Origin of the sequence: Alienimonas sp. DA493, assembly GCF_043951915.1 — a bacterium.
GTDB lineage: Bacteria > Planctomycetota > Planctomycetia > Planctomycetales > Planctomycetaceae > Alienimonas.
This window is the reverse complement of sequence record NZ_JBINJD010000047.1, coordinates 1-21,250: the sequence shown is the minus strand read 5'-3', so window position 1 is coordinate 21,250 and position 21,250 is coordinate 1. Positions and strand designations below refer to the sequence as shown.

Below are 21,250 nucleotides of genomic sequence, written 5' to 3'. Positions count from 1 at the left end.
GGATGTTCGGGGAGGCGGTCCGCGGCGCGGACCCTACGCGACGGCGAGCAACGGCTCGCCCCGACGCAGCGGCGAGTCGTTCCCCTCGCGGGTCAGGGCGGCGACGAGGGCGTCGATCTCCTCCCGCGTCCGCCGCTCCGTGGCGGCGACGAGCAGCAGTTCGTCGGCTTTCAATGCATCGCAGAACGACCCGGCCGGGAACCGGGAGAGGGCCGGCCCCAGATCGAATCCGGCGGCCCGGGCCGCGGCCAGCAGCCGCCCCGCTCCGCCCTCGACCCGCAGGCAGACTTCCCGCAGGTACGGCGCCGCAAAGGCTTGAGAGACGCCCTCCACTTCACACAGCCGGTCGGCGAGGTAGTGCGTCTTCCGCGTGCTCAGATCGGCGACCTCCCGCAGCCCCTGCGGGCCGAGCAGCGCCAGGTGCACCGTCGCCCGCAGAGCCAGCAGGCCCTGGTTCGAACAGATGTTGCTGGTCGCCTTGCCGCGGCGGATGTGCTGCTCGCGGGTTTGCAGGGCGAGGACGTAGCACTCGCGGCCGTCGGCGTCTTCGGTGCGGCCGATCAGCCGGCCGGGGGTCTTGCGAAGGAATTCCTCCCGACAGGCGAACAGCCCGAGGTACGGCCCGCCGTACTGCATCGGCACGCCGAGCGACTGCCCCTCGCCCACGGCGATGTCCGCCCCCAGCGTCGCCGGGTTCTTCAGCAGGCCCAGCGAGACGGGGTCGAACACCTGCACGCTGACCGCCCCCTTCGCCTTCGCGGCGACGAACAGGCGTTCGGCGTCCTCCAGATTCCCGAAGAAGTTCGGGTGCTGGACGATCAGAGCCGCGGTGTCGTCCGTCAGGGCCGCCTCGACGGCGGCGACGTCCGCGACGCCGTCCGGGCACGGGACCGTCACCACCTCCGCCGGGAGGTTTTCGAGCAGGGTGTTCAGCGTCTGCCGGTACTCCGGGTGGACGGAGCCGAGCACGACGACTCGCCCTTCCCGCCGCGTCTCGCGGATCGCCAGCAGGGCCGCCTCGGCCGCGGCGCTGCCGCCCTCGTAGAGGCTGGCGTTGGCGACGGTGAAGCCGGTCAGGCGGCAGACGAGCGTCTGGAACTCGAAGAACGCCTGCAAACTCCCCTGCGAGGCTTCCGCCTGGTAGGGGGTATAGGCGGTGTAGAACTCGCCGCGGCCGGCGATCTCGTCTACCGCGGCGGGCACGAAGTGGTCGTACACCCCGCCGCCGAGGAAGCAGACGCGATCGACGCCGCCGTGCACGAAGTCGGCGCCGTCCCGCGGGCGGTTCCGCTCCGCGAGGGCGGCGACGTGCCGCTGCAGATCGGACTCGCACAGCCCGGCGGGCAGGTTCAGCGGGCGATCGAGCCGGACTGACGCGGGAATTTGCGCCAGCAGATCTTCAACCGAGGTCGCCCCCGTCTCCGCCAACATCGCGTAGACGTCTTCAGGGGAATCGAACAGGTACGCCAAAGCGTTATCGGGGGAAGGCAGGAGCGTGGGGACCCGGCGAGCCGCTGCAGTGTAGCCGCCAACGGGCGCAACGCCCGGCGTCAGACCGCCGCGGCCGCGGAACCGGTACGAAAGGGCGGACCGTTCCCCCGACGAACCGTCCTCCGGCGAGGCGCTTCACGGGGCAAGGCGCCTCACGGGGCGAAGCGCCTCACGGACCGTCGCGTTCTGCCGGTCGCGTTACTGATCGGCCGTCTTGCAAAACTCGCGGTAGGCCGCGGCGTCCATCAGGCCCTCGGCGTTCTCCTCCGTCGGCCGCACCTTCATCAACCACCCCTCGCCGAACGGATCTTCGGAGAGCGGGGCGATGTCGTCCTCCAACCCGCCGTTCACCTCGACCACCTCCCCGGAGACCGGCGAGTACAGGTCGGAGACCGCCTTGACGCTTTCCACCTCGCCGAAGGTCTCCCCGCGGGTCACGGTGGAGCCGACCGGGGGCAGATCGACGTAGACGAGATCCGTCAGCTGATTGACGGCGAAGTCGCTGATGCCGACGACCGCCAGGTCGCCGTCGCGGCCGACCCACTCGTGGCTTTCGAGGTAGTGCAGGTCGTCAGGGGACATAATCGGTGCGTGAGAAGGTGCGCGGTGGAGGAGACGAGCGGCGGCGGGACGATAGCCGAGCGCGGCTCCCCGGGCGACTCACTTCCCGGCGACGCGGCGCTCCAGCGCGGCGATCTTCTCCAGGCGGCGGGCGTGGCGACCGCCCTCGAACCCGGTGGAGAGCCACAGTTCGAGCATCCGGTCGATCAGCCGTTCCCCCAGCAGGTCCGCGGACAGGCAGAGGACGTTCGCGTCGTTGTGCAGCCGAGAGACCTCGGCGCTGAGGTCGTCGTGGCAGGGCACGGCCCGGACGCCGGGGAACTTGTTGGCGACGATGCACATGCCCAGGCCGGAGCCGCAGATCAGGATGCCGCGGTCGAAGTTCCCGCTGCCCACCGCCTCGGCGACGCGGGCCGCGAAGTCCGGGTAGTCGACGCTTTTCTCGTCGCCGGGGCCGAAGTCCTCCGCGGTGTGGCCGAGTTCGCGGACGCGTTCGATCACGCGGCCTTTCACATGTTGGCCGCGGTGGTCGCTGGCGACCGCGATCCGCCAGGGACCGCCGGTACCGGCCGGCCCGTGGCCGGGGATGGGGTGCAACATCGTAATTTCGTCCGACTGTTCGTCGTCGGAGGAGGTCTCGTCGTGGGGAGAGTCGGAGGGCATCGGTCGGTCCCGATCCTTGGGTGTCTGTGCGAATGTGGGGCTGGTCGGCCGGATCAGGCCCGGCCCGGCGACGGATCGCCTGAGGACTCGCCGGGCGGGGGCGCCAGGCCGAGGTCCGCCATCAGCAGGTCGAGGCCGCGATCGATCGCGTTGCGGCACGCTTCATAGTCCGCCATCCCCCCGCCGATGGGGTCCGGAATGTCCCCGCCGGCCGGGTCCAGCAACGTGACCCGGTGGCTCACGTCGGGCCGGTGCCGCAAGATCGCGGCGCGGTGGCCGGCGGTCATGCAGAGCACCCGGTCCGCCGCGTCGAGCAGTTCCTCGGTCAGCGGCTGGGACCGATGCGAGCTGAGGTCGGCGCCGGCCTGCCGGGCCAGATCCACCGATTCCGGGCTCGCCGCCGCCCCGTACGCCGCCGAGAGGCCGGCCGAGACGACGCGAACGTCCGGGCCGACTGCGTCCTTCAACCGGTTCCGCAGCAGGGCCTCGGCCAGCGGGCTGCGGCAGGTGTTGCCGGTGCAGACGAACACGATCGTCTCCCCCTGCCGGGCCGCCAGATCCTGTTGGGTGACGGTCCCCTCGACCAGCACCTCCCACCGGCCGTCCTCATCGAGTCGGACCAGCGTCTCGGCGGTCTCGCCGCCGACCTGCACCAACGGCGTGGGACTCAGTTCGAGCACCGCGGCGACGGCCGGGTCGTTCGGGCAGCGGGCCCGGGTCTTGGACGCGGCGTCGCGGGGGGCGATGTTCCCCGCGGGGCCGGCGAGGGCGGCGGCGAGACCCTCCGCCGGGCCGTCCACCTCGACGGTGACGGCGCCGGGCCACCAGCGGGCGGTGGTGCGGGCCGCGGCGCCGGAGAGGCGGGGGAAATAGTCGAGAAACTCTGCCGGGTCGCGGAGCAGCAGGATGGAGCCGGTTCCGTCGTCCGGCAGTTCGGGCCGCGCGAGCAGCGACACGACCCGCACCGGGCCGTCGTCGGCTTCGATCTCCGCGGCGCCGCCGGCGGCGAGCGTGCGGACCTGTTCGTGCACCCGGTCGCGGGCGGCGACGGGCGAGCCGCCGGGCCCGTCCGGCCTGCCGGGCGAGGCTGGTGAGGTCATGCGAGGGCGCTGGCGGAGGGGGAGACCGGGCGAGTATCGCGCGGCCGACGCCGCGCATCAAGCTTGCGCGATCCGACGGACCCCACCCGGAGCGGCCCCAACCGTCGACAGGGACAACGGTTACGTTGCTTCGGAGACCCTGCTGCGTCATAACGGGGGCGTCCTGTCGGTTGAGGTTGCCGTGATCCGCCCCAAGTTCCCCGCCGCCGAACCGATCGACGTTCCTCCCGCCGCCGGCCCCAGTCGCCCCGACGTCACCCCCGGCCCGGCCGACCGGGTCGTCCGGCGCCTCCGGCGGTTGCCCCGCCGGCTCGCCGCCCGTCGGCGTCTGGCGATCCGGGACCGTCGGGCCGGGCAGGCGCCGGTCGTGGAGCGGACCGAGGAGACGAACCGGGACCTCACCCGCCGCCTGTACGACGGGCCGGCGGGCGCCGTGCTGGCCCTGGCCAGCGCCGTGAGCCTGCACGAACCGCTCATCGGCCAACTTCTCAAGGCCCCGCCGCCGGGCCGGGGCGAACTGCGGCGGTCGCCGCGGTTCGACGTCACCCGCTTCCGGGACGTGCTGGACGTCGGCAGCGGCGCCGGGCAGATCCTCGGGCACCTGCTGCGCGAAGCCTCGCCGGACGCCCGACTTGTGGCGTTTGACCTGTCGAAACAGATGCTCCGCCGCTCGCGGCGCCGGATGGAGCCGCGGGCGGCTCGCTACGGGCACGAGCCCGGCTACGTCGCCGGGGACATGCTCCGGATGCCCTTCGCGGACGGCGCCTTTGATTGCGTCACCGCCGGCTGGGTGCTGGAGCACCTGCCGGATCCGGCCCCCGGCCTCGCCGAGATGGCCCGCGTCCTGCGGCCGGGCGGCCGCCTGTTGTTGCTCTGCACCGCGGACAACATGACCGGGCAGTGGAACAGCCGCACCTGGAAGTGCCGCACCTACAACCCCCGCGAACTGGCGGCCGCCTGCGCCGCCGCCGGCCTCCCCTGGGTCCGCCGCCACCACCTCAGCCCGGTGCACAAGGCGCTGAAGTTCGGCGGGATCATCGTCGAATGCGAACGCCTCGGCGACGGCTCCGAGGCGAGCAAGCCGCGGTAGACGCCGCGGCGATCCGCGGCGCCGACGATCTCCGGCGACCTCAGTTGCGGTATTCGCCGTGGCAGTCGGAGCAGGTTTGGGTGAGCCGTCGGCGGGCCGCGTCAAAGGCGTCGAAGTCCGTCGCGGCGGCCTCCGCGGTCGCGGTCGCGGCCTCGGTCATCTTATTGGAGAGAGCGACGAACTCCGGCTCGAAGCCCCAGCCGTGCGATTCGTCGGCGCTGATCTCGCTGAGCACCGCCAGCACCCGGGCCTCCCGGGCGACGGCGTCCCGGTTCGCCTCCAACAGCGCCTGCGAGGAGGCCAGCGCCTTCAGCGAGTCCACGCCGACCTGAAAGCGCTTCATCAGCAGATTGAAGTCGGCGGCTTCGGAGAAGTCGACCTCCCCGCCGCTGCCGGCCCCGCCGCCGTTGAGCAGAGCGTCGAGCGTCCGCAGCGGATCGGCGACCTGCTTCTGCCCGCCGGCGCCGCGACGCAGGTTCGTCTCGTTAATCTCCGCGGCCTTTTGGGCCAGGGCGGCGCCGTTGTCGGCCCAGCTCACGCCGGAGTCGTACCGCGTGCCGACGGCGAACAGCGACGCCAGCTCCGCCGCGGCCGGGGGGATGGCGAGGTAGGCATTGTTGTACGTCTGCACGTCGCGGGACTTCTTGGCGAGGTCCTCCATCACCGCCCGCACCTGGGCGTCCAACTGCTCCGGCGGAAGCAGCGCGGCCCAGTCGACGTCCGCCGTTTCGGGGGCGTCGGTTCCGCCCGCGGCGACGGCGTCCACCGGTCCGCCCGTGGGGGCGTCGCCGGCCATCGCTCCGCCGTTCCCGCCCGCGGCGGGCGCCACGGTTTGCGGAAGAGGAGCCGCGCCGGGCACGGGGGTTTGGTCGGCGAAGACCGTAAAGGGATCCGGGAAGAAGACGTCCGCCGGCACCTCCGGGTAGTCCGGTCCCGACGCGGCGCCGGTCTGGTAGGCGAAGCCGAGGGCGGGAACGGCGGCGGCGAGCAGGCCGCCGGCAAGCAGGCGAGTCCTCATTCGTTCGTCCCCTTCGGGTGATAGAAGCGGAGGGTGTGCTCGGTCCGCAGTACGAGCCCGCCGCCGACGAGGGCCGGGGTCGCCCAGACGCCTTCGTCCAACGTCTGAGTGTCGGCAACAACCAGTTCGCCGTTTTCCGTCGCCGTCAATGCGGCGGCCGTGCCCTCTTTGCCGAAGGTGAAGATCGTCCCGCCGGCCCGCACGGGGGAGGCCCAATACGAATCGCCCAACCGCACGCGGTCCAGCACCTCGCCGCCCTCCGCGGACAGCAGCGCCGCAACCCCTTCGTCGTCCACCGTAAAGAGGTGCGCGGGATCCAGGGCGAGCGGAGTGGTCCGCTTCGGCGCGGCCCGGTTCGAGGACCAATCCACCTGCGGCTCGGCGGCCGCGTCCGTGGTCCGCACGTCCGTTTGGCGGAGCTTCGCCGCGAACCGGACGACGGAGGACGGCCCGTCCCCGGTCGTGACGACGACAGCGTCCCCGAGGTCGAGGATCGGTTGCGGCAGGCCCTGCGGGACGCTGCCGGTGTTCATCCCGCCGTGCACCACCCGCCAGACCCGCTCCCCCGTCGCCGGATCGAGACCCACCGTGGCCCGGGAGCCGGTCGTCACCACCACGGTCTCCCCGCCCACGTTCAGCAACGCGGGCGTGCCGTAGGCCTTGCGGAGGTCGGGGACCTCTTCGTCGATGGACGGGTCGCGTTCGTACCGCCAGAGCGTCTCGCCGGTCGCAGCGTCGAGGGCGACGACGTACTGGTCGTCCTCCCCCACCCCGTCGAACGGCACGATCAGCCGCGGACTCAGGCCGTCGAGTTGAACGAGCAGCGGGGAGGAGGCCGGGCCGCGGAAGTGGTCGCACTCGAAATCCCGGCGTTCCCAGAGCGTGTGGCCGTTCCGGGCGTCCAGCGCCGCGGTGCCGTACTTGCCGAAGTGGACGAAGACGACGTCCTTCGTCGCCACCGGGGTGCAACTGGCGTAGGTGTTGGTGGGGTGGGTGAAGTCGGGGTTCTCGTTGACGAACAGCAGCCGGTTCCAGCGGACGCGGCCGGTGCGAAGGTCGTAGGCCAGGACGCTTTGCGTCGCGCCGTCCTCGTCCGCGGTAGGGAGGTAGACCGACAGCCCGCCGTCCGGTCCTTCGGCGACGACCGGGCTGCCCCAGCCGCGGCCGGGGACCTCGACGCTCCACCGCAGGTTCTCCGGGCGGATCAGGTCCGCCGGCAGCGGGTCCGGGCCGACGCCCACGCCGTTGACGCCGCGGAACATCGGCCAGGGCCCCGGCGTCAGATTGAGGTCGCCGGCGGCCGCGACGGCGACGGCGGCGACGATCAGGAGGGCGCAGGACATATGCGGGTCGACAGATGGGGGGCGGGCAGTGTCGATCATCCGCGGTCGCGGCTAGGATCGGCAACCGTACACCAGCTTCACGCCAGCGTCCCTCCCTCCCCCATGACCCAGCCGCACAGTCCCTTCGGCACCCGCCAGTCGTTCGCCGCCGCCGGCGGCTCGTTGGATTACTACAGCCTGCCCAAGCTGGCCGACGCCGGGCTGTGCGATCTCGACTCGATCCCCTTCAGCGTCCGGGTGCTGCTGGAAAGCCTGCTCCGCAATGTGGACGGCTTCGTCGTCACCGAGGACGACGTCGCCGCCCTGGGCAAATACGACGCGCAGAACGTCAACCGCACCGAGCTGCCCTTCAAGCCCGGCCGCGTGGTGTTGCAGGACTTCACCGGCGTTCCGGCGGTCGTGGACCTGGCGGCGCTCCGCAGCGCGATGGTCCGGATGGGCGGGGACCCGGCGAAGATCAATCCGCTGGTCCCCTGCGACCTTGTGGTGGATCACAGCGTGCAGGTGGACGCTTTCGCCACGAAGTTCGCGCTCGAGACCAACGTCCAGCGGGAGTTCGAGCGGAACCTCGAACGTTACGAACTGCTGCACTGGGCCCAGAAGGCCTTCGACAACTTCCGCGTCGTCCCGCCGGCGACGGGGATCGTCCACCAGGTCAACTTGGAGTACCTCGCCAACGTCGTGCTGACGAAGAACGGCGTCGCCTACCCGGACAGCCTCGTCGGCACGGACAGCCACACGACGATGATCAACGGGCTCGGCGTCGTCGGCTGGGGCGTCGGCGGGATCGAGGCGGAGGCCGTGATGCTCGGCCAGCCGATCTACATGCTCACCCCGGAGGTCGTCGGCTTCGAATTGACCGGCCAGCTGCCGGAGGGCGCCACGGCGACCGACCTGGTGCTGACCGTCGTGCAGATGCTCCGCGAGCACGGCGTGGTCGGGAAATTCGTCGAGTTCCACGGCTCCGCCCTGCCGACGATGAGCCTCGCCGACCGGGCCACGATCGCCAACATGGCGCCCGAATACGGCGCCACGATGGGCTTCTTCCCCGTCGACGGCGAGACGCTGAATTACCTCCGCCGCACCGGCCGCCCGGACGATCTGGTCGACACCGTGGAGCGGTACACGAAGGAAAACGGGCTGTTCCTCGGCTCCGACGCTCCGACGCCGACCTACTCCAGCAACCTGCACTTGGATATCGGCACGGTGGTGCCCTGCCTCGCCGGCCCGAAACGCCCGCAGGACCGCATCCCGCTGACCAAGATGAAGTCCACCTGGGCGACCGCCCTGAAGGAGACCTTCGACAAGGACTCCACCACGATCGAGCACAACCCGGTCGGCGGTTGGACCGAAGAGGGCGGCCAGCCCGCCGGGCAGGTCGGCAACCACCCGCTCGATTCGTCGGAACGAAAGACGACCCAACCCGCCGCCGGCGGCACGATGGAGGGCGTCGCCGCCCCCGAGGGGGCCACCGTGCGGGAGGCGGTCGTCGACCCGGGCTTCGACGGCGTGGAGGTTTCCCTGGAAGACGAGACCTTCAAGCTGAAGCACGGCAGCGTGGTGATCGCCGCGATCACCAGCTGCACGAACACCTCGAACCCGTCGGTGATGGTCGGCGCCGGCCTGCTGGCCCGGAAGGCCCGCCAACGCGGCCTGACCCGCAAGCCGTGGGTGAAGACCTCCCTGGCCCCCGGCAGCCGGGTCGTGACCGATTACCTCGACAAGAGCGGCCTGAGCGACGACCTGGACGCCCTTGGCTTCCAGACGGTCGGCTACGGCTGCACGACCTGCATCGGCAACTCCGGCCCGCTGCCGGCGCCGATCAGCGAGGCGATCAACCAGCACGACCTCGTCGCCACCAGCGTGCTGTCCGGCAACCGGAACTTCGAGGGCCGCATCAGCCCGGACGTGAAGGCGAATTACCTCGCCTCCCCGCCGCTGGTCGTCGCCTACGCCCTCGCCGGCACCACGGACATCGACCTGACCAACGACCCGCTCGGAGAGGATTCGGACGGCAACCCGGTCTACCTCTCCGACCTGTGGCCCGACCCGCAGGAGATCAAGGACACCATCGCGAAAAGCTCCTCCCCGGAGGACTACCGCGAGGAATACGCCAAGGCGACCGAGGGCCCGGAGGAGTGGCGGAGCATCCAGAGCCCGGACGGCCAGATCTACGACTGGGACGAGGAGAGCACCTACATTCAGGAGCCGCCCTTCTTCGTCGACATGCCGGAGACCCCGGCGGACACCGCCAGCATCAACGGCGCCCGGGTGCTGGTGAAGGTCGGCGACAGCGTGACGACGGACCACATCTCCCCCGCCGGCGCCATCAAGCCGTCGAGCCCGGCCGGCAAGTACCTGCAGGAGCACGGCGTGCCGGTGAAGGAGTTCAACTCCTACGGCTCCCGCCGCGGCAACGACCGCGTGATGACCCGCGGCACCTTCGCCAACATCCGCCTGCGGAACCAGATGGCGCCCGGCACCGAGGGCTCCGTCACCACCCACCTGCCCACCGGCGAGCAGACCAGCATCTACGAGGCCAGCCGCCGCTACCTCGAGGCCGGCACCCCGCTGATCGTGCTGGCCGGTAAGGAGTACGGCACCGGCTCCTCCCGCGACTGGGCCGCCAAGGGCACGAACCTGCTCGGCGTGAAGGCGGTGATCGCCGAGAGCTACGAGCGGATCCACCGCAGCAACCTCGTCGGCATGGGCGTGTTGCCGCTGCAATATCGCGAAGGCGAGTCCGCCGAGGCCCTCGGCCTGTCCGGCCGGGAGTCGTTCGACATCCACCTGGAAGCCGAACTGAAGCCCGGCCAGCCGGTCGAGGTGATCGCCCGCGGCGAGGACGGCGAGGAGACGATGTTCACCGTCGCCTGCCGGATCGACACCCCCGTCGAGGTCCAGTACCACCGCCACGGCGGCATCCTGCACTACGTCCTCCGCCAGTTGGCGGCGGAAGGCCAGTGACGGAGCCGGCGCACCTGAACGGCGCACGTCGGTCGCTCTCGCGGCCGATGTTCGCCGCCCGGCTCACGCTGGGCGCCCTCCTGCCGTTCAGCCTGTTCGTACCACTGTCGGTCGCCGGGACGTGGCTGTTCGGCTGGTACTCCGGCCCCGCCGCCTGGGCGGCGCCGGAGTGGGTCGAACAGGGCTTCGGGATCGGCCTGCACACCCTCCCGCTGTTGATCGGCTTCGCCTGCCTCCCGCTGCCGACCGAGGCGCTGCGCTGGCGCGTCGCCGTGGCGGGGGCCTACGGAGCGGCGTTGTCGGTCGGCATGGAATTCTTCTACCGCGGGCTGGCGGCGATCGGCTTCTACGAGCGGCTCTTCCCGTAACGCCGAGGCGCCGCGGCCCCTCGGCGTGACCGGTTTTTCGTCGCTCAGGTCAGCCCCGCGTGCATCGGGCAGGCGATCCCCGCGGGGGCCTGCTGCCGGGTGAGGAATTGGGCGGCGATGTCCTGCTTGGGACCGAAGAACTCGTAGTGCAGCCGGTCGTCGTCCACGCCCAGGTCCTTCAGGTCCGCGTAGACGCTTTGCATGAACGGCTTCGGGCCGCAGAAGTAGAAGTCGGCCTCCCGGTACGGCGTCCAGTCGCGGAGCAGCGGCACGTCGACGAAGCCTTGATCAGCGTTCTCCGCGGTCAGGTCCCCGTCCCGCGGGCGGTCGTAGCGGACGCGGGTCCGCACGTTTTTGCCGTCGGCCTCCAGCGCCGCCAGCTCGTCGGCGAAAGGCCGCGTGCGGCTGTCGCGGGCGGCGTGCAGGAAGTACAGCGGGGCGTCGACGCCGTGATGCACCCACGCCTTGGCCATCGACAGCAGCGGCGTGATCCCGATGCCCCCGGCCAGCATCACGACCGGCCGGTCGCCGGCGGTTACGGGGTCGAGGGTGAACACCCCGCACGGCGGGCCCAGTTCCAGTTTGGCGCCGTCGCGGACGGCGTCGTGCAGGTGGTTCGAGATCAGCCCCGCCGGCGTGGCGTGCACGGAGCCGCCCTCCCGCTTCACGCTGATCCGGAGGTGGTCCTGTCCGGGCCGATCCGACAGGCTGTAGTTTCGCGGCGAGGTCGGCGTGGTCGGATGATCGACGAAGACCGTGACGTACTGCCCCGGCAGGAAGTCCGGCAGCGCCCCGCCGTCCTCCGGCTTCAGATAGAACGAGGTGACCTCGTCGCTCTCCTTCACGGTCCGATCCACGACGAAGGTGCGGGAGCCGTTCCAGCCGCCGGGGGCGGTCCGCTGCTCTTCGTAGATGTCCCGTTCACGCTGGATGAACACGTCCGCCAGCACGCCGTACGCCTCCTGCACGGCGGCGACGACCTCCGGGGTCGCCGCGTCGCCCATCACGTCGCCGATCGCGGCGAGGAGGTGCTTCCCGACGATCGGGTAGTGCTCCGGCTTGATGCCGAGGGAGGCGTGTTTTTGGGCGATCACCTCCACCGCCGGGCCGAGCGCCGACAGGTCGTCGATGTGGGCGAAGTAGGCGCAGATCGCCCCCGCCAACGCCCGCTGCTGACCGCCGGAGTGCTGGTGAGCCTGATTAAAGTACTTTCGAACCGCCGGGTCGCCCTCGAACATGCGGACGTAGAAGCGGCGGGTGATCGTCTCCGCGTGCTCCGCGACGGCGGGGGTGATCTCTTTGACGATTCGAATCGTGTCGGGGCTGAGCATCGGGACGAGCGGCGAGCGTGGGGCGGGCACGGGCGGGAGAGCCGCGATCGGCCCCCTCCGCCCAATTCTGCACCCATTGGTACAGATTGAGAAATGCACGTCAAGGTGTAGAATCAATTCCCGTCCGTTCCCCGTCGATTCCCATGCTCTCCAAGACCGCCGAGTACGCCCTGCGGGCCGTCGCCTTTCTGGCCGATCTGTCGGGCGGCCCCGCCTCGGCCGGGCTGCTCGCCGAGCGGACCAAGGTGCCGCGGCGTTACCTGCACCGCGTGTTGCAAGATCTGGCCGCGGCCGATCTGGTCACGTCGCGGCCCGGACCGGGCGGCGGCTACAGCTTGGCGAAAACGCCGGCGGAGGTGTCGATCCTCGACGTGGTCAACGCGGTCTCGCCGATCGAGCGCATCCGCAGTTGCCCCCTCGGGCTCTCCTCGCACACGGAGCTCTGCCCGCTGCACGCGGAGCTGGACAAAGCCTACGCGGCGACCGAGGCCGCGTTCGCCGGGGTGACGCTTAAGGACGTCTTGGACTCCGCCAGCCCGGTGACGCCGCTCTGCGGTTGACGCTGCATTCCTCCCGGGCCCCCGCGTGAGTACCGCCTTGCCGATTGTGCGATTTCTGCGGGAACTCCAAGCGCCGCTGGAGCGCCGACCGGCGGAAAGTCGATGGAGTTTCATTCGCCCGGTCCGCACGCCGGCCCGGGGCGCCCTAGGCTGACCGGCGGGACTGTCTCCCGCCCGGTCGGGCCGCCGATCGTCCCGTCGCTCACCCCCTCGGAGGTCTCCTCGGTGTTCGCCCCGATCCTCCCCCTCCCGGCTCCGGACCACCACGTTCCCACGGCGTGGGAGGCCTACGACCCGCAGGACGAACGGCAGTGCTGGTCGGCGGATCGGCTGCTCTCCCTGCCGATTCCGGGCGAGTCGCTGGCCCTTTGCCGGGAGATGTTGGTGCAGAACTGCCGGGACTGCCCGGACTTCCGCGAGGCGGTCAACGAGGTCATCCAGGCGGGGCCGACGGAGATCGCCGCGATGGCCGGCCTCCTCCACGAGGAGCGGTTCGGGCAGATGTTGCAGGACCTCGCCGCCACCGCGCAGGCCTGCGGGATGGGTCAGGCGGTCGACCTGCGGATGATCCCGCGGACCGTGGACGTCGCCGACAACCCGTTGCGTTCGATTGTGAAGCGACTCAGCAAACGGGCGAACCTGCGGGACGCCGACGGCTTTACCCTGCCGCTGATCGTCGGCCGCAGCCTGGTGGACTGGACGAAGGTGTGCACCAAGGCCGCGTAGCGCCGGCCCGGAGGTTCACGCGGCGGCGATCGCGTCGCCCAGCCGCAGCGTGCCGCCCTCCAGCACCCGGGCCGTGATGCCGCCGTGCCCGCGGACGGCGTTGTAGCCGCCGGGGCCGAGGGACTCCTCCATCCGGCTGCACGGGTGGCACAGGCCCGTGCCTTCCAGCAGAACCTCGCCGACGCGGAACCGCCGGTCCTTCACCGCGACGAGCGGGAAGCCCGTCACGCAGAGGTTTCGCCGCAGCGTCGCCGGGGTCACCGTGCGGGCGCTGCCGTCCGGCAGCGGGGTGAGCGTCGCCGCGACGACCGCGAGGTGTTCGGCCTGAATCAGCGTGACCTGCCGCTTGCCCGTTCCGCGGAGGCTGTGGTGGTCGCCGTCGAGGCCGGTGCCGACCCGGCAGACCGCTTCCTCCGGTTCGATCAGCGTCGCCCGCCGGGCCGGCGACAGGCCGATCCACTCCAGCCGGCCGACCTGCGGGATCGTGGCGAGCAGATCGGGTACTGTCTGCACGAACGCACCAATCCAGTCATCGAAGTACGGCCCCGCCCCCTTGGCGAAACGCAAGAAACCGTCCGCGAGCCCCGGCCGCAAGACCCCGGCCCCCAAAGGGGGCGGCGGCGGCAATTCCCCCGGCGGACTGCTGAACCGGCGGGCCGCCCGGCTGGCCGACTTCGTGATGAAGCGGCTGGACGAGTTGGGCGTCGATCTGCTGCGGCTCACCACCGGAACGACGGTGCTGGACTTCGGCGCCCAGGCCGCCGGCGGATTGGAGGCCGGCCGCGTGCTCGCCCGCCTCTCCGCCGCCGATCTGCTGGACGTTACGATCGATCCGGGCGTTCTCGCCGGGCGCCCCTGGCCGACGGTGAACGTGCGAACTGACGATCCGGTCTCCGCCTGCCTGCGGTGCCAGTACGCCGGGCGGAAGGTTCAGCTGAAGGACTCCGGCGGCGACGAGTACTTCGCGATGGCGTCCGGCCCGCTGCGGGTCGCCGCCGGGGGCGAAGAGCTCATCGACAAGCTGGGTGGCGTCGAGGAGGTCCGTCGAACGGTCGGCGTGCTGGAGACCCGCCGCATTCCGCCGCCGAACGTCGCCGCCCACCTCGCCGAATCCGCCGGCGTCGCCCCGGACAAGCTCGTCCTGGCGATGGCCCCCACGGCGAGTCTTGCCGGGACGGTGCAGATCGCCGCTCGCAGCGTCGAGACCGCCCTGCACAAGCTGGACGCGGTCGGCTTCGACGTGACCCGCGTGCGGGCCGGCGTGGGCTCCGCCCCGCTGGCCCCCGCCGGCGGCGACGACGCCGCGGCCCTCGGCCGCACCAATGATTCGATCCTCTACGGCAGCCGCGTCACCCTGTGGGTGGACGTCCCCGGGGCGGAGTTGAAAGACCTTGTCGCCAAGGTTCCCTCGGAATCCAGCGCCCAGCACGGCAAGCCGTTCGCCGAACTGCTGAGCGAGGCGGGCGGAAACTTTTACGACCTGGACCCGCTGCTGTTCAGCCCCGCTCAGATCACGCTGATCGCCCTCCGCGACGGCGCCGCGTTCTCCGCGGGCTCGGTGCGGGAGGACCTGCTCGAACGCTCCTTCTTCGGAACCGCCCGTTAGCCGCTCTCTTCAAGAGAGGAGTTCACGAGAGATTCGCTCATGACGCCAGCCCCCGCCGAAGTCGCCGCCGCCCTCCACGCTCATCTGCCCCCGGTGTTCCGGTGGGCCGGGCGGGTGGCGTCGCGGATGCGGTCCTTCGACATCGCCGTCGCCGGCAAGGTGAGCGGGTCCAGCAACACGGACGCCCTCACCCTCGCCGACCTGTCGGTGCAGGAGTTGGTCGTCACGGCGCTGCGGGACCTCGACCCGCGGTTCCGCGCCTGCCGGATTGAGGCGGAGGAGGAAACCGGCCCGCTGGAGGCGTTCGCCGAGGACTCGCCGCTGACGCTCTGCCTCGACCCGATCGACGGGACGAAGCAGTACCGCGACCACGCCGGCGACGGCTGGGCGGTGATGCTCAACCTGCGGACCGACGACGCGGTGCATTACTCCCTCACCTACGTCCCCGACGCCGGACCGACCGGTCGCTGGGTCGAGTGCGTGGGGGCCGGGGCCGGAGCGAAAGTCCGTTGCGGGGAGGACAATCCGGAAGTTCCTGCGGGACAGGCGTTAGGCAGCTTGGAGCCGCGGCCCGTCCCGGAGCCCGGCGCGGCGAAGAAGATCTACGTTATCGGCTTCCAGCACCGCGACCCGGCCGCCGCGGCGGCGATCACCGCGGCGGGGCTGGAGGGCGTCGTCGCCGATGAGACGCCCGGCAGCATCTACGACCTGATGGCCGACGGCGTGTTCGCCGGTTCGCTGATTCACTCGCCCAACGTCTACGACTACCCCGCCGCCGCCCAGATCGCCACGGCCTTCGGCGGCGGCAGCGTGTGGTGCGACACCGGGGAGCCGGTCCACTACCGCGAACTGTGGATGGACGAGAAAGCGGACATGCTCCGCCTCCCGCGCGTCGTCGCCACCGCCAGCGATCCGCAGACGCTGGCGACGCTTCGCGAGGTCGGCCGCGGGTGGCATCCCGAGCGCTACCGCGACGGGGACGCTCTCTGAATTACCAAGACCACGAAATCAAGAACCAAAAGGCCTCATTCGGCAGGTCTTTGGTTCTTGATCTCTTGGTCTTGGAGCTTTTCGAGCTTCAGACTCAGCCGATGACTTCGGCGGTCGCTTTCTCGATCCTCTGCTCGTCCAGCGGACGGTCGCCGGGGTTGGTCTCGGTGGAGCCGATCTTCTTGACGGTTTCCAGGCTCTCGTCGTCGGCGACCTTGCCGAAGGCGGTGTACTGGCCGTTGAGGAAGCTGGTGTTGCCGGGCAGGCAGATGAAGAATTGGCTGCCGGCGCTGTTGGGGTCCTGGCTGCGGGCCATGCTGAGAACGCCGGCCTCGTGCGGGAGGTCGTTGAACTCGGCGTCGATCTGATAGCCGGGACCGCCGGTGCCGGTGCCGGTCGGATCGCCGCCCTGAATCATGAAGCCGTCGATCACCCGGTGGAAGATGCAGCCGTCGTAGAATCCGGCTTTGGCCAGGCCGACCATGTTCTTGCAGTGGCCCGGGGCCTTATCCGGCCGCAGGTCGAGCCGGATCGGCCCGGCGTTCGTCTGGAGGGTCACTCGGTACTGCTTGGACGGATCGAAGTCCGCGGTGTGCTTTTCGACTTCGGCGGAGTAGTTCTTGGCCACGGGAAGCGCTGATGCTGGTGAAGAATGGGGTTCGTCGCCCCACCCTACCCGTCGGAGCCGGCGCCCCCAACCGCCCCGCCGGGGCGAACGTTCGTTTCCCGCTGGACCCGGCGACCGCCGCGGCGGACACTTTTCGAACCCAATCTTCCCACAGTTCGATCCGAGAAAATCCCGATGAGTTTCGGCGGCGCCGCTGACGAGTACGAAATGTCCTCCGGGTACGGCTTCGCGGCCGACGCCGTCGCGTCGGAGCGGGCCGGCTTTATCCGCCGGACCTACGCCCACCTGCTGACGGCGATCCTGATCTTCTGCGGCATCGAGGGGCTGTTCCTCTCGATCGAACCGCTGCAACGAGCCCTGCTGAGCCTGATCGGCGGGAACTGGTGGATCGCGCTGATCCTGTTCATGGGCGCCTCCTGGATCGCCCAGAAGTGGGCCCACTCGGACGCCTCCTCCCCCGGCAAGCAGTACCTCGGACTGGCGTTGTACGTCGTCGCGGAGGCTCTGATCTTCGTCCCGCTGCTGACCTACGCCACGCTGCTCGACCCGCAGATTATCCCCATGGCGGGATTGATCACCGCGGTGATCTTCGGCGGACTGACAGCGGCGGTGTTCGTCTCGGGGGCGGACTTCTCGTTCCTGCGGGGCGCCCTGTCGATCGGGATGTTCGCGGCGATCGGGCTGATCGTCGCCGGCCTGCTGTTCGGGTTCAGCCTCGGCCTGTGGTTCAGCGTGGGGATGATCGTGCTGCTGAGCGGCTACATCCTCTACGACACCTCGAACGTGCTGCACCACTACCACACAAGCCAGCACGTCGCGGCGAGCCTGGCCCTGTTCGCCAGCGTCGCCACGCTGTTCTTCTACGTCGTCCGCCTGCTGAGCATCCTGTCGGACGAGTAGTCCGTCGGGCGAGCGGGGGGCGTGAGCCCCCCGGTGTCCGTGAGAACGCGCGAACGTTTCGCCCCGGTCGCCCGCTGCGGCCGGGGTTTTTCCTTGAGTGTGCGGGAGAGAGCACACGGGGGGCTCACGCCCCTCCGCCCGCCTGCCTCAGATGCGTTCGAGCACGGCGTCCGTCGCTTCGACCGTGGTGACGTAGGAGCCGCCGGCGGCAATGTCGGCGGTGCGGACGCCGGCGGCGACGGCGTCGTGCACGGCCCGCTCCACGGCGGTCGCCTCGTCCTGCAGGCCGAGGCCGTCGCGGAGCAGCATCGCGCTGCAGAGGATCGTAGCCAGCGGGTTCGCCTTGCCGGTGCCGGCGATGTCCGGGGCGCTGCCGTGGATCGGCTCGAACAGCCCCGGCCCGCCGCCCTCGGTCCGCGGCACGCCCAGCGAGGCGCTCGGCAGCAGGCCCAGCGAACCCGGCAGCATGCTGGCTTCGTCGGTGAGGATGTCGCCGAACAGGTTGCCGGTGACCACCACGTCGAAGTCCCGCGGCCGGACGAGCAGGTGCATCGCCATCGCGTCGACGAGGACGTGCTCCAGTTTGACGTCCGGGAACTCCTCCTTCACCACGCGGGTGGTGACGCTCCGCCACAGGCGGGAGGGCTCCAGCACGTTCGCCTTATCGACGCTGGTCAACCGGCCGTCGCGGCTCTGGGCGAGGCCGGCGGCGAGGCGGACGATCCGCTCCACCTCGGCCTCGGTGTAGACCATCTCCTGATAGGCCGTCTTGCCGTCGTCGCGGCGGCCGCTGCCGCCGAAGTAGACGCCGCCGGTCAGTTCGCGGACGAACAGGATGTCCGTACCGCGGACGATGTCGGTCTTCAGCGGGGAGGCGTCGACGAGGGCGTCCAGCGGCTTGATCGGTCGCAGGTTCGCGAACAGGCCGAGCTCCTTGCGGATCTTCAGCAGGCCCTGCTCCGGCCGCACGGCGGCGTTCGGGTCGTCCCACTTCGGCCCGCCAACGGCACCCAGCAGGATTGCGTCGGACTCCTTGCAGGCCGCCAGAGCGTCCGCCGGCAGCGGGTCGCCGGTCGCGTCGATCGCGGCGCCGCCGATGAGGTGTTCGGTCAGCTCGAACGTGTGGCCGAACCGGTCGGCGACGGCGTTCAGCACGCGGGCCGCCTGGGCGACGATTTCCGGCCCGATGCCGTCACCGGGGAGCAGGGCGATTCGGGCTTGCATCAGCGTTGAAGAGGTCGAGGGAGCGCGGGGGCGGGGCGTGCGGGTGGCGCCGGTGGGACCGGCGTCCGGTTCGGGGCCGAAGGGTGGGGCCGCGACGCGTCGATGTCCACCACGGACGCCCGCTTCCCGCCGGGCGATCGCCGCGTTTCCTGCGGCCCCCGTCACGGCCCGCTCCGCCGGTCGTTCCGTCCTTCGTTTCGTCCCGCCGAAAGTCCCCGCCGTGCTCCGCGCCAGCCTGTTCGCCGTCGGCCTGTGGGGGCTCCTCGGCGGGATCGCCCTGTCAGCCGTCGACCGCTGCGCGTTGCGGCTGGGGGCGGAGTGGGAGGAAAAAGTCCCCTGCTCCGCCGTGGAGGACGGCACGCTTTGGTTCACGCCGCCGCTGTGGGGTTCCTTCGCGGTCGCCTCGCTGGGGCTGGTGACCGCGCTGTACGCCGCCGCCCTGCCCTGGCAGGGCCGGGAGGAGCACGACCGGTTCAGCCGTCGAGCGTCGCACGGGTCCAGAGGCTGGGGTCGTGCCCGGTGGGAAACGCACCACTGACCGTCAGCGGCTGCGCGCCCAGTTCGCCGTCGGTCACAACCGTGTGCACGGCGATTGCGGCGCTGCGGGAGGGGTCGAAACCCGGCAGTTCCTCCGCCGGCAGGAACGCCTCCAATCGGTAGTTCCCGGATCGCTCCGTCTCGGCCTGCACCGGAACCGGCAGCGGCTCGGCGACGGAGGCGTCTTCGCCCTTCATGATCGGGACCTCGTAAACCCCGACCTTGCCGACCTTGCCGACGCGCGGCAGCAGGGCGAATCGCCGGCAGTACCGCCCGGCCCGGTGCGAGGTGCCGGTCGGGCGGGTGTCGATCCACAGGTGCAGCCCGTCGCCGCCGCCGACCGCCTTCGCCGACGCCTCCGGCCGGGCCGTCTTCCCCGTCACCACGACTGCGACGGCCAGCCCGGCGGGCGTCCAGCCGAGGCGGATCTCGGCGAATTGCGGCAGGTCGTCCAAGGCGCCGAAGTGCGGCAACCGGGCCGCCTCGGGCAGCTCGAACGGCGGTTCGACCACGCCGTCCCCCACTCGCGGCAGGCTCACCTCGAACCGGCAGAGGAACGCGGCGGGGACCGGCCGGTCGATCGCCTCGGAGGCGGTCGCGGCGTGCGGCGGGGCGGAGGACGGGGAGACGGCGGCGGGCATGCCGGTATCGTACCGCCCGCCCGCCGCCCGTCTCGGCGCCGACTTCTCCCGCCCCCGTCCCGCCCCCGCGATGAACGAACAGCCGCCGATCCGCGTCGTCGGGGCCCGGGTGCACAATCTGAAGAACGTCTCGGTCGAGATCCCCGCCGGCACGTTGACGGTCCTCTCCGGCGTCAGCGGCAGCGGGAAAAGTTCCCTCGCCTTCGACACGATCCACGCCGAAGGCCAACGGCGGTTCCTCGCCACGGCCTCCCCCAAGGCCCGGGCCGCGATCGCCAAGCTGGACCGGCCGGACGTGAACGCCGTCGAACACCTCCCGCCGGTGATCGCCGTCGGCCAGTCCGATCCCACTGCCGGACCGCGGACGACGCTCGCCACGCTGGTCGGGCTGCACGACCTGTTTCGCCTGCTCTGGGCCGGGGCCGGCGTGCCGCACGACCCGGACAGCGGCGACCGGCTGGAGCGGCACACGGTCCGACAGATCGTCGACCGCATCTTCGCCCTGCCGGAACGCACCAAGCTGATGGTCCTCGCCCCCGCCGGCGAGGCGACCGGCGACGCGGCCGATCGGGAGATCTACGAGGCGGCCCTGAAGGAAGGCTTCGTCCGCTGCGAAGTGGGGGACGAATCCTTCGAGACCGCCGAGCTGGCCGCCGGGGAGGCGACGCCGGCCGGGCCGGTGCACGTGGTGATCGACCGGGCGATCGTGAAGCCGGGGGCCGAAGATCGGGTGCGGGAGAGCGTGGACCTCGCCGTCGCCCGCACCGGCGGGGACGTGGCCCTGCGGATCGCCGACGCCGAAGTCCCCGGCGGTTGGCGGACCGAGCACTTCCGCACGCGGTTGATCGACCCGACCACCGGCGGGGAGCGGCGGCCGCTCACGCCGCAGTCGTTCAGTTTTCACTCCCCCCGCGGCGCCTGCCCGGCGTGCGGCGGCGTCGGCCTCGCCGACTCCGAGGCGACCACCGCCCGCCACCGCGCCTCCGCCCCCTGCCCCGCCTGCGACGGCGAGCGGCTGAACCGCGAGTCCCGGGCCGTGCGGGTGGACGGGCTGTCGATCGGCGAGGCCGGGCGGCTCTCCGTGGAGGAGGCGGCCGAGCGATTCGCGACGATCGCCGAGCGGGTGGAGCAGGGCGAGGCGACGCTGTCCGCAGGCGGCGCCGGCGTCGCCGAACGCCTGCTGCCGGACGTACGCGCCCTGCTCGACGGCCTGCGCCGGGTCGGACTCGGCTACCTCGGCCTCGACCGCCGGGCCGGCACGCTGTCGGGCGGAGAGTACCGCCGGGCGCGGCTTGCCGGGGCGCTGGGGGAACGGGTGAGCGGCGCCTGCTTCGTGCTGGACGAACCGACCGTCGGCCTGCACCCCGCCGACGCGGATCGGCTCTGGAACGTGCTAGTCGAACTGCGGGACGCGGGCAACACGACGGTGCTCGTGGAGCACGACCCGGACCTGATCCGTCGGGCCGATCGGCTGATCGACCTCGGCCCCGGCGCCGGCGCCGACGG

20 protein-coding genes and 1 pseudogene are annotated in these 21,250 nt (G+C 71.1%); 10 read left to right on the top strand and 11 right to left on the bottom strand.

Annotated features, from left to right (window positions below; translation table 11 throughout):
• Nucleotides 1-33: 33 nt before the first annotated feature.
• The 4 genes from gcvPA to ACG2DA_RS09440 form a co-directional block, all read right to left on the bottom strand.
• Nucleotides 34-1,470, bottom strand: a complete 1,437-nt coding sequence (gene gcvPA, locus ACG2DA_RS09455; protein ID WP_395255338.1) for an aminomethyl-transferring glycine dehydrogenase subunit GcvPA — start codon at nt 1,468-1,470, stop codon at nt 34-36.
• 219 nt (nt 1,471-1,689) lie between these two features.
• Nucleotides 1,690-2,073: a glycine cleavage system protein GcvH gene (gcvH, locus tag ACG2DA_RS09450; protein ID WP_395255337.1), complete on the bottom strand. Its 384-nt coding sequence runs from the start codon at nt 2,071-2,073 to the stop codon at nt 1,690-1,692.
• A 78-nt stretch (nt 2,074-2,151) separates the two neighbouring features.
• Nucleotides 2,152-2,652: a ribose 5-phosphate isomerase B gene (rpiB, locus tag ACG2DA_RS09445; RefSeq protein WP_395255351.1), complete on the bottom strand. Its 501-nt coding sequence runs from the start codon at nt 2,650-2,652 to the stop codon at nt 2,152-2,154.
• A 116-nt stretch (nt 2,653-2,768) separates the two neighbouring features.
• On the bottom strand, nt 2,769-3,815 hold the full coding sequence (locus tag ACG2DA_RS09440; RefSeq protein ID WP_395255336.1) for a low molecular weight protein arginine phosphatase: 1,047 nt from the start codon (nt 3,813-3,815) through the stop codon (nt 2,769-2,771).
• Nucleotides 3,816-3,996: 181 nt separating this feature from the next.
• Here ACG2DA_RS09440 and ACG2DA_RS09435 point away from each other — a divergent pair, with 181 nt between their 5' ends.
• Nucleotides 3,997-4,905 carry a class I SAM-dependent methyltransferase gene (locus tag ACG2DA_RS09435; protein WP_395255335.1) on the top strand — a complete coding sequence of 303 codons (909 nt, stop codon included), beginning with the start codon at nt 3,997-3,999 and terminating at the stop codon, nt 4,903-4,905.
• A gap of 40 nt (nt 4,906-4,945) precedes the next feature.
• Here ACG2DA_RS09435 and ACG2DA_RS09430 read toward each other — a convergent pair whose 3' ends face one another.
• Nucleotides 4,946-5,923 carry a cytochrome c gene (locus ACG2DA_RS09430; protein ID WP_395255334.1) on the bottom strand — a complete coding sequence of 326 codons (978 nt, stop codon included), beginning with the start codon at nt 5,921-5,923 and terminating at the stop codon, nt 4,946-4,948.
• On the bottom strand, nt 5,920-7,266 hold the full coding sequence (locus ACG2DA_RS09425; protein WP_395255333.1) for a PQQ-binding-like beta-propeller repeat protein: 1,347 nt from the start codon (nt 7,264-7,266) through the stop codon (nt 5,920-5,922). Before ACG2DA_RS09425 ends, ACG2DA_RS09430 begins: the two co-directional genes overlap by 4 nt.
• A 102-nt stretch (nt 7,267-7,368) precedes the next feature.
• Here ACG2DA_RS09425 and ACG2DA_RS09420 point away from each other — a divergent pair, with 102 nt between their 5' ends.
• Nucleotides 7,369-10,233, top strand: coding sequence for an aconitate hydratase (locus tag ACG2DA_RS09420; RefSeq protein ID WP_395255332.1), 2,865 nt, complete (start codon nt 7,369-7,371; stop codon nt 10,231-10,233).
• A gap of 47 nt (nt 10,234-10,280) precedes the next feature.
• Nucleotides 10,281-10,601 (top strand): hypothetical protein, encoded by a 321-nt coding sequence (locus tag ACG2DA_RS09415; protein WP_395255331.1) that lies wholly within the window; start codon nt 10,281-10,283, stop codon nt 10,599-10,601.
• A 44-nt stretch (nt 10,602-10,645) separates the two neighbouring features.
• Here ACG2DA_RS09415 and hmpA read toward each other — a convergent pair whose 3' ends face one another.
• The gene (hmpA, locus tag ACG2DA_RS09410; RefSeq protein ID WP_395255329.1) at nt 10,646-11,932 is read right to left on the bottom strand and encodes an NO-inducible flavohemoprotein; all 1,287 of its coding nucleotides are present in this window, start codon (nt 11,930-11,932) and stop codon (nt 10,646-10,648) included.
• Nucleotides 11,933-12,075: 143 nt separating this feature from the next.
• Between hmpA and ACG2DA_RS09405 the strand changes: the two genes are divergently transcribed.
• Nucleotides 12,076-12,492: an Rrf2 family transcriptional regulator gene (locus tag ACG2DA_RS09405; protein WP_395255328.1), complete on the top strand. Its 417-nt coding sequence runs from the start codon at nt 12,076-12,078 to the stop codon at nt 12,490-12,492.
• 225 nt (nt 12,493-12,717) lie between these two features.
• Nucleotides 12,718-13,218: a hypothetical protein gene (locus tag ACG2DA_RS09400; RefSeq protein WP_395255327.1), complete on the top strand. Its 501-nt coding sequence runs from the start codon at nt 12,718-12,720 to the stop codon at nt 13,216-13,218.
• Nucleotides 13,219-13,233: 15 nt separating this feature from the next.
• On the opposite strand, the gene ACG2DA_RS09395 is transcribed toward ACG2DA_RS09400, so the two are convergent.
• Nucleotides 13,234-13,731 carry an MOSC domain-containing protein gene (locus ACG2DA_RS09395; protein WP_395255350.1) on the bottom strand — a complete coding sequence of 166 codons (498 nt, stop codon included), beginning with the start codon at nt 13,729-13,731 and terminating at the stop codon, nt 13,234-13,236.
• Between the two features lie 40 nt (nt 13,732-13,771).
• On the opposite strand from ACG2DA_RS09395, the gene mch reads away from it, so the two are divergent.
• On the top strand, nt 13,772-14,824 hold the full coding sequence (mch, locus tag ACG2DA_RS09390; protein ID WP_395255326.1) for a methenyltetrahydromethanopterin cyclohydrolase: 1,053 nt from the start codon (nt 13,772-13,774) through the stop codon (nt 14,822-14,824).
• Between the two features lie 39 nt (nt 14,825-14,863).
• Nucleotides 14,864-15,814, top strand: coding sequence for an inositol monophosphatase family protein (locus ACG2DA_RS09385; protein ID WP_395255325.1), 951 nt, complete (start codon nt 14,864-14,866; stop codon nt 15,812-15,814).
• Nucleotides 15,815-15,908: 94 nt separating this feature from the next.
• On the opposite strand, the gene ACG2DA_RS09380 is transcribed toward ACG2DA_RS09385, so the two are convergent.
• Complete coding sequence (locus tag ACG2DA_RS09380; protein WP_395255324.1) at nt 15,909-16,442, bottom strand: peptidylprolyl isomerase; 534 nt, start codon at nt 16,440-16,442, stop codon at nt 15,909-15,911.
• A 174-nt stretch (nt 16,443-16,616) separates the two neighbouring features.
• Between ACG2DA_RS09380 and ACG2DA_RS09375 the strand changes: the two genes are divergently transcribed.
• Entirely contained in the window at nt 16,617-17,342 is a 726-nt protein-coding gene (locus ACG2DA_RS09375) for a Bax inhibitor-1 family protein (protein ID WP_395255323.1), read from the top strand.
• A 147-nt stretch (nt 17,343-17,489) separates the two neighbouring features.
• Here the strand turns inward: ACG2DA_RS09375 and leuB are convergent, their stop codons facing one another.
• Nucleotides 17,490-18,566: a 3-isopropylmalate dehydrogenase gene (leuB, locus tag ACG2DA_RS09370; RefSeq protein ID WP_395255322.1), complete on the bottom strand. Its 1,077-nt coding sequence runs from the start codon at nt 18,564-18,566 to the stop codon at nt 17,490-17,492.
• A gap of 220 nt (nt 18,567-18,786) precedes the next feature.
• Between leuB and ACG2DA_RS09365 the strand changes: the two genes are divergently transcribed.
• Nucleotides 18,787-19,104: a hypothetical protein gene (locus ACG2DA_RS09365; protein ID WP_395255321.1), complete on the top strand. Its 318-nt coding sequence runs from the start codon at nt 18,787-18,789 to the stop codon at nt 19,102-19,104.
• On the opposite strand, the gene ACG2DA_RS09360 is transcribed toward ACG2DA_RS09365, so the two are convergent.
• Nucleotides 19,040-19,744: a hypothetical protein gene (locus ACG2DA_RS09360; RefSeq protein WP_395255320.1), complete on the bottom strand. Its 705-nt coding sequence runs from the start codon at nt 19,742-19,744 to the stop codon at nt 19,040-19,042. The two genes, ACG2DA_RS09365 and ACG2DA_RS09360, sit on opposite strands and share 65 nt — an antisense overlap.
• Between ACG2DA_RS09360 and uvrA the strand changes: the two are divergent.
• Nucleotides 19,743-21,250 (top strand): annotated as a pseudogene (uvrA, locus tag ACG2DA_RS09355) (ABC-ATPase UvrA); the annotation flags it as partial. The gene ACG2DA_RS09360 and the pseudogene uvrA overlap by 2 nt on opposite strands.

What these genes read in the sequence shown, in the direction of transcription:
- gcvH (WP_395255337.1), bottom strand. Translation starts at nt 2,073, where the DNA reads ATGTCCCCTGACGACCTGCACTACCTCGAAAGCCACGAGTGGGTCGGC.
- rpiB (WP_395255351.1), bottom strand. Translation starts at nt 2,652, where the DNA reads ATGTTGCACCCCATCCCCGGCCACGGGCCGGCCGGTACCGGCGGTCCC.
- ACG2DA_RS09440 (WP_395255336.1), bottom strand. Translation starts at nt 3,815, where the DNA reads ATGACCTCACCAGCCTCGCCCGGCAGGCCGGACGGGCCCGGCGGCTCG.
- ACG2DA_RS09430 (WP_395255334.1), bottom strand. Translation starts at nt 5,923, where the DNA reads ATGAGGACTCGCCTGCTTGCCGGCGGCCTGCTCGCCGCCGCCGTTCCC.
- ACG2DA_RS09425 (WP_395255333.1), bottom strand. Translation starts at nt 7,266, where the DNA reads ATGTCCTGCGCCCTCCTGATCGTCGCCGCCGTCGCCGTCGCGGCCGCC.
- ACG2DA_RS09420 (WP_395255332.1), top strand. Translation starts at nt 7,369, where the DNA reads ATGACCCAGCCGCACAGTCCCTTCGGCACCCGCCAGTCGTTCGCCGCC.
- ACG2DA_RS09415 (WP_395255331.1), top strand. Translation starts at nt 10,281, where the DNA reads ATGTTCGCCGCCCGGCTCACGCTGGGCGCCCTCCTGCCGTTCAGCCTG.
- hmpA (WP_395255329.1), bottom strand. Translation starts at nt 11,932, where the DNA reads ATGCTCAGCCCCGACACGATTCGAATCGTCAAAGAGATCACCCCCGCC.
- ACG2DA_RS09405 (WP_395255328.1), top strand. Translation starts at nt 12,076, where the DNA reads ATGCTCTCCAAGACCGCCGAGTACGCCCTGCGGGCCGTCGCCTTTCTG.
- ACG2DA_RS09385 (WP_395255325.1), top strand. Translation starts at nt 14,864, where the DNA reads ATGACGCCAGCCCCCGCCGAAGTCGCCGCCGCCCTCCACGCTCATCTG.
- ACG2DA_RS09375 (WP_395255323.1), top strand. Translation starts at nt 16,617, where the DNA reads ATGAGTTTCGGCGGCGCCGCTGACGAGTACGAAATGTCCTCCGGGTAC.
- leuB (WP_395255322.1), bottom strand. Translation starts at nt 18,566, where the DNA reads ATGCAAGCCCGAATCGCCCTGCTCCCCGGTGACGGCATCGGGCCGGAA.
- ACG2DA_RS09360 (WP_395255320.1), bottom strand. Translation starts at nt 19,744, where the DNA reads ATGCCCGCCGCCGTCTCCCCGTCCTCCGCCCCGCCGCACGCCGCGACC.